An 11,641-nucleotide genomic window follows, 5' to 3' on the forward strand; every position below is an offset into this window, starting at 1 on the left:
TCACTTAGCTTAATTGCTGAGTGGCTTTTTTGTTGGTGGGTTATACAGCGGGGCACACCTGGCTTTTGCCTAAGGGTAAGCAGGATGGATGTCCTGGAGTTGACGGCGGCCGGCTATTTAACCTCTAAGCTTCATTTGCCCTTTTTCAGTGTGGAATCGGCTGTCATTATTGTCCAACTCACACACGCGAAAGCCGGAGCCTCTTCCATTGCTACACGGATTGGTCAAAACTTCGGGAGGACATATCCACACAAGGCGCCCAAATCGAGCTGCATAAGTTTCTAGTAATGGGTATTTAGTCAATATCGATGCTGTATTGATATACTTTATACGTTCAGCAATCAATGTGTGTAACCCGGTTTGATAAGGAGTATGTTCGAAATCAGATAATATAAAGCTTTTATGAAGTTGGATAAGAGCCTTGGATAGGTTAAAGATAAACTTGGTCTTGGATTAAGCTAATAGGGTAATACAGCATCATCTAAACCCCTGCCCTGTTCCCGCGTACCTTGGCGCTTGAAGTTAGCGCTACGCTTATGACGCAGGAACAACTACGCTTACAGGATACCACCGAACACCTGATTCCCTGGAAGAAATTCGGGCCCTACCTCACGGAGCGTCAGTGGGGCACCGTGCGCGAAGACTACAGCCCCGACGGCAATGCCTGGACCTACGTGCCCCACGACTTGGCCCGCAGCAAAGCCTACCGCTGGGGTGAGGAAGGCCTGGGCGGCATTTCCGACGACCAGCAGCTGCTGTGCTTCTCGGTGGCGCTCTGGAACGGGGTAGATGGCCAGTTGAAGGAGCGCCTGTTTGGCCTCACCAACGGGGAGGGCAACCATGGCGAGGACGTGAAGGAGCTGTACTACTACCTCGACAGCACGCCCACGCATTCCTACATGAAGATGCTCTACAAGTATCCGCAGCGGAAATTCCCGTACCGGAAGCTGGTGGAGGCCAACGCCCGCCGTACCCGCCAGGAGCCGGAGTATGAGCTGCTGGATACCGGCGTGTTCGACAAGAGCCGCTACTTCGACGTGTTCGTGGATTACGCCAAAGCCGGTCCCGAAGACCTTCTCATTAAGATAACGGTGCACAACCGCGGGCCCAAGCGCGCCACCGTACAGGTGCTGCCGCAGCTGTGGTTTCGCAACACCTGGAGCTGGGAATACGGTGCCCCGCGTCCGCATATGCACCAGTCGCAGCCGGGCGCGGTGCACGCCGAGCACCCGCTGTTGGGCCACTATCACCTCTACTGCGAAAACACGCCCCGACTACTGTTCTGCGAAAACGACACCAACGGCGCCCGTATCCACGGCCAGCCCGACGAGGGCGCGGGCCGCTACTTCAAGGACGGCATCAACGACTTTGTGGTGGAGGGCGACGAAGACGCCGTGAACCCGGCCCAGGAAGGCACTAAAGCTGCCGCTCAGTATGTGCTGAGTGTGGGTTCGGGCGAGGCCCGCACCGTGCGCCTGCGCCTGAGTCAGCCCTGGCAGGATGCGCCCTTCGATGGGTTCGACCACCTGTTTTGGACGCGCGAGCAGGAAGCCAACGAGTTCTACGAGTGCCTGCAGGAAGCCCTGCCCGCCCAGGCCGGCCCCGATGCCCGCAACGTGCAGCGTCAGGCCTTTGCGGGTATGCTCTGGAGCAAGCAGTACTACTACTATGACGTAAGCAAGTGGCTCGATGGCGACCCGGCCGGGGAGAATGTGTCGGGTGACCACCGGCGGCGGGGGCGCAACAGCAACTGGCGCCACCTCTACAACGCCGACATCATTTCCATGCCTGACAAGTGGGAATATCCCTGGTACGCGGCCTGGGACCTGGCCTTCCATTGCGTGCCGCTGGCTATGGTAGACGCGGAGTTTGCCAAAAACCAGCTGCGCCTGCTGGTGCAGGACCGCTACATGCACCCCAGCGGGCAGCTGCCGGCCTACGAGTGGAACCTGAACGACGTGAACCCCCCGGTACACGCCTGGGCCACCTGGCGCGTGTATCAGATGGACCGCAAGCTGAACGATGGCCGGGGCGACCGGGCCTTTCTGGAATCGGTGTTTCATAAGCTGGCCCTGAACTTTACCTGGTGGGTAAACCGCAAGGACCGCGACGAGCGCAACATCTTCGAGGGCGGCTTCCTGGGGCTCGACAACATTGGCGTGTTCGACCGCTCGGCCCCCTTGCCCACCGGCGGCAAGATCGAGCAGAGCGACGGTACCAGCTGGATGGCCATGTTTGCGCTGAACATGATGCGCATGGCCCTGGAGCTGGCCAAAACCAACCCCGTTTACCAGGAAATGGCTGGCAAGTTCTTCGAGCACTTCCTCTACATTGCCGATGCCATGACCCGCGGCGGCGACGGGCGCTTCAACCTCTGGGACGAGGAAGACGGCTTCTACTACGACGTGCTGCACACCCCCGACGGCGTGCGCACCCGCCTGAAAGTACGCTCCATTGTGGGCCTGATTCCACTTTTTGCGGTGGAGGTGATTGACGAGGAGCTGCTGAACGCCATGCCGGAGTTTACAGCGCGGGCCCGCTGGCTTATCGACAACCGGCCACACCTGGCCCAGCTGGTGAGCCGCTGGCAGGAGCCTGGCAAGGGAGCCCGCCACCTGCTGGGGCTGTTGCGCCGCTCCCGCCTCAAGCGCCTGCTGGCCCGCATGCTCGACGAAACCGAGTTCCTGGCCGACTATGGCATCCGGGCTCTATCGCGCCATCACCTGGAGCACCCTTACGTGTTCAACACCCCCGAGGCCGACTTTACGGTGCAGTACGTGCCGGGCGAGGCCGAGAGCAGCATGTTCGGCGGCAACAGCAACTGGCGCGGCCCCATCTGGTTTCCTATCAACTACTTGATTATTGAGTCGTTGCAGAAGTATTTCTTCTACTACGACAACAAGTTCAAGGTAGAGTACCCCACGGGCTCGGGCAACTATATCAACCTGCAGGAAGTAGCCACGGAACTGGCCGGGCGGCTTACCAATCTGCTACTGAAGGACAAAAATGGCCGCCGCCCCGCTTTCGGCCAGGATGAGCTCCTGCAGACGGACCCCAATTTCAAGGACTATCTGCTTTTCCACGAGTACTTCCACGGCGACGATGGCCACGGTCTCGGCGCCAACCACCAAACCGGCTGGACCGGCCTTATCGTGCGCCTCCTGCAACTGCGGACGTATGAGTAGGCAGGCAATTGCAGCATATAAGTGCCTGCTACAGTCTGCTCAATGCTACAAAAAAGCCCGGCGGCGCGAGCTGCTGGGCTTTTTGTGGGGTAAAATGGGCCGTTAGTTCAGCCCGGGCAGAGTAGGAGTAGCTACATACCGGCTGGGTTAATTCTGGTGCTCTGCCAGGTAGCGGAGACTAGCGGCCAACTCGGGAGAGCCGCGAAACACGAGCTGCCCGTTCTTGAGGCCCCCGGCGTAAACTTCTACTTCGGAGGCGCACGGGGTGACAAATACCCGCACTACTTCGCGGGAGCCGGCCCGCACGTAGGTAGTGCCCGGCTTTTCATCAGCATTAGGCCAGGCTATTCGGTAAAACCCCGCATTAGCCAACTGCACGTCAAGCATATAGATGTATGTAAATGTTTGGCTGCAAAAGCCAAAGGTCTGGTGGATAGTTCCGGATACGCATATTTTATAGGTTAAGAATAGATGAAGTTGGATGTAGCGGGGACATTAGAAAGCAATTTGCTGATCTGCAACGCCGTGCTCTACGCGAATTAATTGGTGTAAAATCTGGCTCCAGAGGCTCCAGAAAGGTTTCTGGCCACTCAGCTCTTCGCACAAAAACCAGGGGCCGCCTGATTCCCCAACAGGGCACTGGCTCAGGAAAACTAGTTCGCGGAGAGGGCGCAGTCGAGGGCAGGGGCCTGAGCCGGCACGTGGTTGCGGCCTACCACGGCAAACACCCGCTGTCCGGCGCGGGCTTTGTCGGCAATGAGGCGGTACATGTATTGGTTACGAAATTCGCTGGAAGCGCGGTTGATGTCGTTGGTGAACTTGCCGCCGGTGCTAGCCGAAGAAGCCGCCGGATCGAACCAGGCGGCGGGTGCTTCCCACCAGTTGCCGCCATCGGGCCAGTACTTGCGGTAGGCCGCCGCCAGCTCCGGCACCGTCCGAATAACCTGGTCGGAGCCGGGCAGTATCTGGGCGCTTTTGGCCAGCAAGGCTTCCATAGCTTTGGTAATCTGCTCGGGCGAGGCCTTGGTGCGGGTGCGCAGGCGCTGGGCTTCGCGCAGCAGGTAAAACAGCTTGAGCTGCTCCAGGTCGAACCGGGTTTTGAGAAAGTTGTACTCGGCCACCGGGTTTTCGAGTGACTCCACCGTAATATTCTGCTGCTTGGCCAGAAAGCGCACGTACCCCGATTCGCCGAGCCGGCTGATGGTGGCCGTTTCGGTGGAATCTGTGCCGCGGTTGGAGCCTTCGAATAGCACGACGGTGGGTTTCGTCTCGGCAAAGGCCCGCCTGATCCGGGCGAACTGCGCGTGCGCGGCATCCTGGTAGTGCTCCGCCCCGAAGTAATACACGCGGCAGCCGGCGGGCAACGTGCGCGTGTACGTCCAGACGGGCTTGGCTGGCAGGGGAGTGGCGTAGCCAACTAGCTGCTGGTCGCAGGGACTGGGCGCGGCAGTTTGGGCCAGCGCCGGGGCGGCGGCTAAAGCTGCCAAAAGCAGCCCAATACAATGTTTTATAGCGAGGTAGTAGAAGAGAACAGCGCCGCAAGTTGCGAAAAAGCCGCCCACGCTTCCATCACATAACCGGGTGAGAAGCTGCCCTGCGGCCGCAATAGCGCAAGACCAACCGCGCCGGTGTACCTTGCCGCCACTGCTATGGCTCATTCTGTTTCTGCTCCCATTATCCGTGCCACGGGCCTCACCAAACGCTACGGCTCGCACGCCGTGGTGCAGGATGTATCCTTCGCGTTGCATCCCGGCGAAACACTCGTGCTGCTGGGCCCCAGCGGCTGCGGTAAAACCACCCTGCTGCGCCTGCTCAACCGCCTGGTAGAGCCCGATGCCGGCACGGTGGAAATCAACGGCCATGACGTACGCCGGCAGCAGCCGGAAGAGCTGCGGCGGGGCATCGGCTACGTAATTCAGCAGGTGGGTTTGCTGCCGCACTACTCGGTGGCCGACAACGTGGCCGTGGTGCCGCGCCTGCTCGGCCACGCCCCGGCCGCCATCGAAGCCCGTACCGCCGCCCTGCTCCGCCGCCTGCACCTGCCCCCCGAGCAGTACGCCGCCCGCTTTCCGCACGAGCTGTCGGGCGGGCAACAGCAGCGCGTGGGGCTGGCCCGCGCCCTGGCGGCTGACCCACCCATCATCTTGCTTGATGAGCCATTCGGCGCCCTCGACCCCGTAACCCGCACCCAGATTCGCCGCGACTTCCGGGAATTGGAGGAGCTGCGCGACAAAACCATGGTGCTCGTCACCCACGATGTGACGGAAGCCTTCGAGCTGGCCGACCGGATTCTGCTGCTCGATGCCGGCCGGGTGCAGCAGCTGGGTACGCCCCGGGAGCTGCTGTTCCAGCCCGCCAACGATTTCGTGCGCCGGTTTTTCGCCGCCGAGCGGCTGCCGCTGCAGCTCCGCACCCTCACCCTGGCCGATGTGCAGCCGTTTCTGCCCGCCGAAAGCCAGCTGCGGGAGTTGTCCGCCAAGCTCTCGGTGCACGACGCGCTGGAGCAGCTCACGAGCGGACCGAAACGGCCGCCGTCGTCGGCCGGCGTGGGCGCCCTGATGCACGCCTTCGAACAAGCCCTGCAAGCCGAGCCCGTATGAAAACCCTCTCGGAACTACTGACTTTCTGGCAAACTCAGGCCGGTAAGCTGGGCGAGCAGACGCTGCAGCACATCGGCCTCACGGCTGCCGCTTTGCTGCTGGCCGTAGTGCTGGGCGTGCCGTTGGGCCTCTGGCTGACGCGGCGGCCGCGCTGGGCCCCGGTGGTGCTGGGGCTGGCCGGCATCCTGCAAACGGTGCCCAGCATTGCCCTGCTTGGCTTCCTGATTCCCTGGCTCGGCATCGGGCCGAAGCCGGCTATTCTGGCGCTGCTGCTGTACTCCCTGCTGCCCATCATTCGCAACACGGTCACCGGCATACAGGGCGTAAGTCCGGCGGTGGTAGAGGCCGCCCGGGGCCTGGGCTTTACCGATTGGCAGGTGCTGGGCAGGGTGGAGCTGCCCTTGGCTTTGCCGGTGCTGTTTGCCGGCATCCGCACGGCGGCCGTTATCGGGGTGGGCGTGGCCACGCTGGCGGCTTACGTGGCTGCCGGCGGTCTGGGCGAGTTCATCTTCGGCGGCATTGCCCTCAACAACCCCGTCATGATTATGGCCGGCGCCCTGCCTGCCGCCGCGCTGGCACTGGCGTTTGATGCCGCGCTGGCCGGCCTGCAGCGCTTGGGGTCACGGCGTTTGGTAAGCGTTGGCAAAGTGCTGCTGGTGCTGCTGCCGCTGCTGGGCGGCCTCTACCTGCTGCCCTGGGCCTCAGGCAAGCTTCAGGCTGGTTTCAGCCCCGAGTTTGTGGGCCGGGCCGATGGGCTGCCGGGCCTGCGCCACGCCTATGGTTTGCGGCGGCTGCCGAGCTTAGTGCTGGCCCCGGCCCTGGTTTACGAAGCGGCCCGAAATGCCGATGTGGACGTTATCGACGGATACTCCACCGATGGCCGCATCCGGGCCTACGGGTTGCAGGTATTGCGTGACGACAAGCGCGTGTTTCCCCCGTACTACGCTGCGCCGGTGGTGCGCCCGGCTCTGTTGCAGGCGCACCCCGAGCTGCGGCCCGTCCTGGCTCAGCTCACCGGCCTCCTTACCGACTCCGCCATGACGGAGCTCAACTACCGGGTAGATTACCTGCACCAGGAGCCTCGGGCCGTAGCCGAAGCCTTTCTGCGCCAGCGGGGTTTGTGGCGGGCGCCTCGTCCCGCCGTGCCGGAGGCAGCCGTGGTTCGGCTGGGTTCCAAGATTTTTGCCGAACAGTACATTCTCGTGGAAATGTACGCGGCCCTTATTCGCGGGGCCACAGACCTGGGGGTTGAAACCAAAACCGGGCTGGGCGGCACCACCATCTGCTTTGAAGCCCTGCGCAGCGGTGCCATCGATATGTACCCCGAATACACCGGCACTGGCCTGCAGGTGCTGCTGCAGCCCTCACCGGCTACGCTCGACTCCCTGAACGGACAGCCGGCCGCCGTGTTTGACTACGTGCAGCAGGAGTTTCGGCGGCGCTACAAGCTGGAGTGGCTGCCGCCGCTGGGGTTCAACAACACGTATGCCCTGCTGATGCGCCAGCGGCAGGCACGGGAACTGGGTATTGGGTCGTTGTCGGAGCTGGACCGGTACCTGAGCCGCTAAATACTGGCCAGGCCCGTCCTTTCACCAACCACCTCAGGAAAGCGGCTGCGGGGGCGGGGTGGAGCCAGCCGGGCGGGTGCGGTCCTGGGGCAAGGGCACAAACGTGGCGTTGTCGTTGGGAGGCAGGGCAATGCGGCCGGCTTGCCAGTCGGCTTTGGCTTGCTCGATACGCTCGCGCCGGGAAGAAACGAAGTTCCACCAGATAAACCGCTCCCCCAGCGGCTCACCGCCCAGCAGCATGAGCGTGCAGGCTTCGGGGGCCACCAGCACCGGGTCGATGCCTGGCGTGAATACCAGCAGCTGCCCGGCGGTGTAAGTGCGGCCATTCACCTCAAGGCTGCCTTTGGCCACGTAGGCTCCCCGCTCGGGGTAGCCGCGGGGCAGGCCAAACCGCGCCCCCGGCTGCAGCACTACGTGCAGATAAAACAAGGGGGAATGCGTGCGCACCTGGTTGCGCAGGCCGAAGGCGTCGCCGGCAATCAGCCGCATCCACACCTTGCTATCTGTAAAGATGGGCAGCTCCTGGGGCTGGTAGTTGGCGAAGGACGGGGCACTTTCCTCATCGGCCTCGGGCAAAGCCACCCAGGTCTGAATCATTTCCAGGGCGCCCCCGGCCAGGGCTGCCGGGTCTTCGAACCGCTCGGAGTGGGAGATACCGCTGCCCGCCGTCATCCAGTTCACTTCGCCCGGCCGGATGATCTGCTCCACGCCCAGACTGTCGCGGTGCGTCACCTGCCCCCCGAAGAGGTAGCTCACCGTGCTCAGGCCAATGTGCGGATGCGGCAGCACATCCAAGTTTGGCAGCTGCTCGGGCGCCAGGTGCACCGGCCCGGCGTGGTCCATGAAAATAAACGGCCCCAGCATCCGCCGCAGCCGGTAGGGGAGGATGCGCCGGACTTCGAAGCCGGCGCTTAAAGCAGCCGGGCGCGCATCAATCACTAAGTCCAGCATAAGAAAACGGCAGAAGTAAGATTAACACTTGGTCTCCCTGGCTGCCCTGCGCAGGCATGCAGGCAATGGCGGGAAAGAAAGTTGAAGTAACATTTTTTAGCGGGATACTACGGCAGGCACCGGGCACAAAAAAGCCAGGGCCGGGCAGCGGAGCCCCGCCCTGGCGGCCGTGTCAGGGGTGGAGACAGGGTTTAGCTGGCTTTCAGCTTCTGCTCGATAAGGGCAATAACCTGGGCGTTGCCACCTTCCTTAGCGCTGGCCAGCACGTCCTTGCCGTCTTTGTCTTTAGCCTTGGGGTTGGCACCATTGGCTAGCAGAAACGTTACTACCTCCAGGCTACCATTGGACGCGGCGGCCATTAGCGCCGTAGCCTGAAAGGAATCCGGCTTATCAACCTGGGCTTTGTGCTTGACCAGCGTTTTCACCACCTCCAGGTGGCCGCTGCCGGCGGCCATGATGAGGAAGGTGGTGGGGAAGCCCGGCATCATCTCCACGGGGGCGTTGGCATCGGCGCCGGCGGTTAGCAGGGCATCCGCATCGGCTGCCTTGTTTTTGATAACGGCCGTGAACAATTCTTTGAAATGGGACTGCGCCTGGGTAAGCGTAGAAAGGCCCAGAAATAAGGCGAAAAGAAGAAAGACTTTTCTCATGCCGGGAAATCAATAAATCAGGGTGAAACAAGCCTCAAAAATACGCAGAAGCAGCTTGCAGACTGCACTTCCGACGTAGAAATAAGATTGTTTGGCCCGCTGTTATGGAGCTGATTAATGAAGGCCGGACGAGTGCCTGCTCTAAAGTCAAATGGCATTATAACCAGACGCCGCCCAGGCTACTGCAACTCAGCCCGGCCGGTCAAAGGCAGCCGTCCCATGCGCTGGGCCATCATGCTGGCCAGAATGATCTGGAGGGCGTGGTAGAGCATGAGCGGCAGCAGGATCAGGCCCGTGCCGGCCGCGGCCGGAAACAGCAGGCTGGCCATGACGCTGCCATGCACCAACGACTTCTTGGAACCGCAGAACAGGGCCGTAATCCGGTCCTCGCGCGAGAAGCCCAACAGCCAACTCAGGCCCCACACTACCCCGAAAATAAGTAGATACAGCGCCACCATGCCCATACCCAGCAGCACAATATCCCGGGCCCCGTAGCTGCGGAAAATGCCCTCGGCAAACGACTCGCAGAAGGCCGTGAAAACGATGAGCAGAATCACCACCTGGTCGGAGAGGCGCAGGGTGCTTTTATGCTGCTCGGCAAAGGCCCCGAAGCGGCGGTTGAGCAACACCCCGGCCACTACGGGCAAAATTACCTGCCACGTGAGGCTGAGGGCCATGCCCCAGAGGTGGCCACCGTCGGCGGCGGTGTGCAGGAAAAAGCTGGTCCAGAGCGGGGTGAGCACAATACCCAGCAAGCTGCTGATGCTGGCATTGAAAATAGCCGCCGGCAGGTTGCCCCGGGCAATGCTGACCATTACCACCGAGGTAGAAACCGTGCTGGGCAGCGTACAAAGAAAAAAGATGCTTTGCCAGAGCTGAGGTCCTTTCGCCCCCTCGAACAGCGGACGCACCGCCAGGGCCAGCAGCGGAAACACCAGAAACGTAATAACTTGCACCACCACGTGCAGCCGCCAGTTGCGCAGGCCCGCTTTCAGCTTGTCGAGGCTGAGCCGCAGGCCGTAGAAAAAGAAAATCAGCGCCACGCCGCCCTTGGTGATGATAAACCAGGGAATCGGGCTGCTTTTGCTGCCGGCTTCGGGAATAAAGTACGCCAATACTACCACTCCAATCAGCCCCAGCAGAAACCAGTCGAGCAGGCCGGCGCGGCGCAGAAGGGCCACCAGGCTGTTTACGGCACGGACAGGGGCGGCGGCAGAAGCGGAAGTAGTGGGCTCGGGCATAGCAAATGGCAAAAGAAAAGCGCCGGGCTTTGGCCGCCCGGCGCTTTCAAAAGTACGATACCAGGCAGGGTAGAGGTTGCTGCCAGGCAGAAAGGGCGCGCCCTACGCCGCCACCAGCTTCCGCTCTTTGCGGCGCTGCTTGCGCAGGCGGTTCAGCCACATAATGGTGCCCGTGATGGGAAACGTGAAGCCCAGCACGCACACTACCAGACTGATGATTTTGGAAGGCCACCCAAAGATGGAGCCCGTGTGTACCGGCTTGAACATACCCCGCACGCGCTGGCCCAGGTTGCGCTGCTCGTAGGTTTGCTGGCGCAGTACCTGGCCGCTATACTGGTCGAGGTACACTTCATCGGTGGCGTTTTCGTAGGTGGCATCGGGGCGCAGTGTGGCCACCCGAATGCTGCCAGTAGAGTCTTTGGGTAGCTGTAGGGCGTAGGAAACTGCCGTGGGCGCCAGGGACCGGGCGCGGGCCAGGGCAGCATCAGCCGAAAGAACAACTGGCGCAGTCGGCACGCCCTGGGCGGCAGGCGGTGCTACCGAAACCGGCGGCTCGGGGCGCTGCATAGGCGAGTTGGTAACGGCGTAAATGCCCTTGTTGAACCACTCAAACGACCAGGCCAGCCCCGTAAAGGCAAACACGAACAGGAACAGGGCCGCGTAGAAACCCAGCACGATGTGCAAATCGTGGTTGAGGCGCTTCCAGCCACTGCTCCACTTCACGCGCAGGCGCTGCTTGAGGGCCTTGCGCGTAGCCGGCCACCACAGCACCAGCCCCGTCCCGATAATGAACAGAAACATAACTGTGCTGATGCCCACAATGAGCTTCCCGATTTCGCCGCCCACCATGCCGCGGTGCAGGGCCATCATGGTAAAGAAAATGGTTTCGCGGTAGTTCAGCTCACCCGTTACGGCGGCCGTGTAGGGGTTCACAAATACCACCGGGCCGCGGCCACCTTCGCCGCCACCACCTTTTTCTCCGCCTTTGCCGCCCCGCTCACCTTTGCCGCCTCGGCCCTCTTTCGATTGGCCGGCCGGCCCGGCATTTTCCCGGCGCGCGGCCTCCGCCGGGCGGGCGCCTTCTCCTTTCTGCTCGCCGCCGCCCGGGCCGCCGGGCGTGCCGGCCAGGCTGAACTCCACGGTGCGGGCGGGGTCGGCGTACGTTTTCACGCCCGTGATTTTAGCATCAGCCTTATAGGTGCGCACGGCGTCCATGAGGCGGGCCAGCGGGAGCGGAGTTACTGCCTGCGCCGGGGCCGCGACGAAGTAGCGCTCCGGGTGCCAGGCTTGCTCCAGGTCCTTCTCGAAGACCAGCACGGCGCCCGTAAGGCATACCACGGCAATAACCAGCCCCGAAACCAGGCTTAGGTAGAGGTGAATGTTGCGGAAGAAAATTTTCATCGAAGCAGAAAAGAAACAGTTGGCGGGCGGCAGAAAACCCGGAAG

General features: G+C 61.9%; 9 protein-coding genes. 3 read left to right on the plus strand and 6 right to left on the minus strand.

The window, feature by feature from the left end; genetic code table 11:
* Positions 1–536 precede the first annotated feature (536 nt).
* Positions 537–3,185, plus strand: a complete 2,649-nt coding sequence (locus LRS06_RS18590; RefSeq protein WP_257872872.1) for a glucosidase — start codon at positions 537–539, stop codon at positions 3,183–3,185.
* Positions 3,186–3,332: 147 nt separating this feature from the next.
* Here LRS06_RS18590 and LRS06_RS18595 read toward each other — a convergent pair whose 3' ends face one another.
* Both LRS06_RS18595 and LRS06_RS18600 read right to left on the minus strand, forming a co-directional pair.
* Positions 3,333–3,572 (minus strand): hypothetical protein, encoded by a 240-nt coding sequence (locus LRS06_RS18595; protein ID WP_257872873.1) that lies wholly within the window; start codon positions 3,570–3,572, stop codon positions 3,333–3,335.
* Positions 3,573–3,838: 266 nt separating this feature from the next.
* Positions 3,839–4,672: a hypothetical protein gene (locus LRS06_RS18600; RefSeq protein WP_257872874.1), complete on the minus strand. Its 834-nt coding sequence runs from the start codon at positions 4,670–4,672 to the stop codon at positions 3,839–3,841.
* A gap of 162 nt (positions 4,673–4,834) precedes the next feature.
* On the opposite strand from LRS06_RS18600, the gene LRS06_RS18605 reads away from it, so the two are divergent.
* Together LRS06_RS18605 and LRS06_RS18610 are read left to right on the plus strand one after the other, a co-directional pair.
* Positions 4,835–5,785 carry an ABC transporter ATP-binding protein gene (locus tag LRS06_RS18605; RefSeq protein ID WP_257872875.1) on the plus strand — a complete coding sequence of 317 codons (951 nt, stop codon included), beginning with the start codon at positions 4,835–4,837 and terminating at the stop codon, positions 5,783–5,785.
* The gene (locus tag LRS06_RS18610) at positions 5,782–7,353 is read left to right on the plus strand and encodes an ABC transporter permease/substrate-binding protein (protein ID WP_257872876.1); all 1,572 of its coding nucleotides are present in this window, start codon (positions 5,782–5,784) and stop codon (positions 7,351–7,353) included. The genes LRS06_RS18605 and LRS06_RS18610 overlap by 4 nt, the downstream gene beginning before the upstream one ends.
* 33 nt (positions 7,354–7,386) lie before the next feature.
* Here the strand turns inward: LRS06_RS18610 and LRS06_RS18615 are convergent, their stop codons facing one another.
* The 4 genes from LRS06_RS18615 to LRS06_RS18630 all read right to left on the minus strand — a co-directional run bounded on the left by LRS06_RS18615 (position 7,387) and on the right by LRS06_RS18630 (position 11,596).
* Positions 7,387–8,304 (minus strand): pirin family protein, encoded by a 918-nt coding sequence (locus tag LRS06_RS18615; protein WP_257872877.1) that lies wholly within the window; start codon positions 8,302–8,304, stop codon positions 7,387–7,389.
* Positions 8,305–8,495: 191 nt separating this feature from the next.
* Positions 8,496–8,954: an ankyrin repeat domain-containing protein gene (locus tag LRS06_RS18620; RefSeq protein ID WP_257872878.1), complete on the minus strand. Its 459-nt coding sequence runs from the start codon at positions 8,952–8,954 to the stop codon at positions 8,496–8,498.
* A 179-nt stretch (positions 8,955–9,133) separates the two neighbouring features.
* Positions 9,134–10,195 carry a bile acid:sodium symporter family protein gene (locus LRS06_RS18625; protein WP_257872879.1) on the minus strand — a complete coding sequence of 354 codons (1,062 nt, stop codon included), beginning with the start codon at positions 10,193–10,195 and terminating at the stop codon, positions 9,134–9,136.
* A gap of 102 nt (positions 10,196–10,297) precedes the next feature.
* Positions 10,298–11,596 (minus strand): PepSY domain-containing protein, encoded by a 1,299-nt coding sequence (locus LRS06_RS18630; RefSeq protein WP_257872880.1) that lies wholly within the window; start codon positions 11,594–11,596, stop codon positions 10,298–10,300.
* Positions 11,597–11,641 lie beyond the last annotated feature (45 nt).

This window comes from Hymenobacter sp. J193 (genome assembly GCF_024700075.1).
In the GTDB taxonomy this organism is placed as follows: domain Bacteria; phylum Bacteroidota; class Bacteroidia; order Cytophagales; family Hymenobacteraceae; genus Hymenobacter.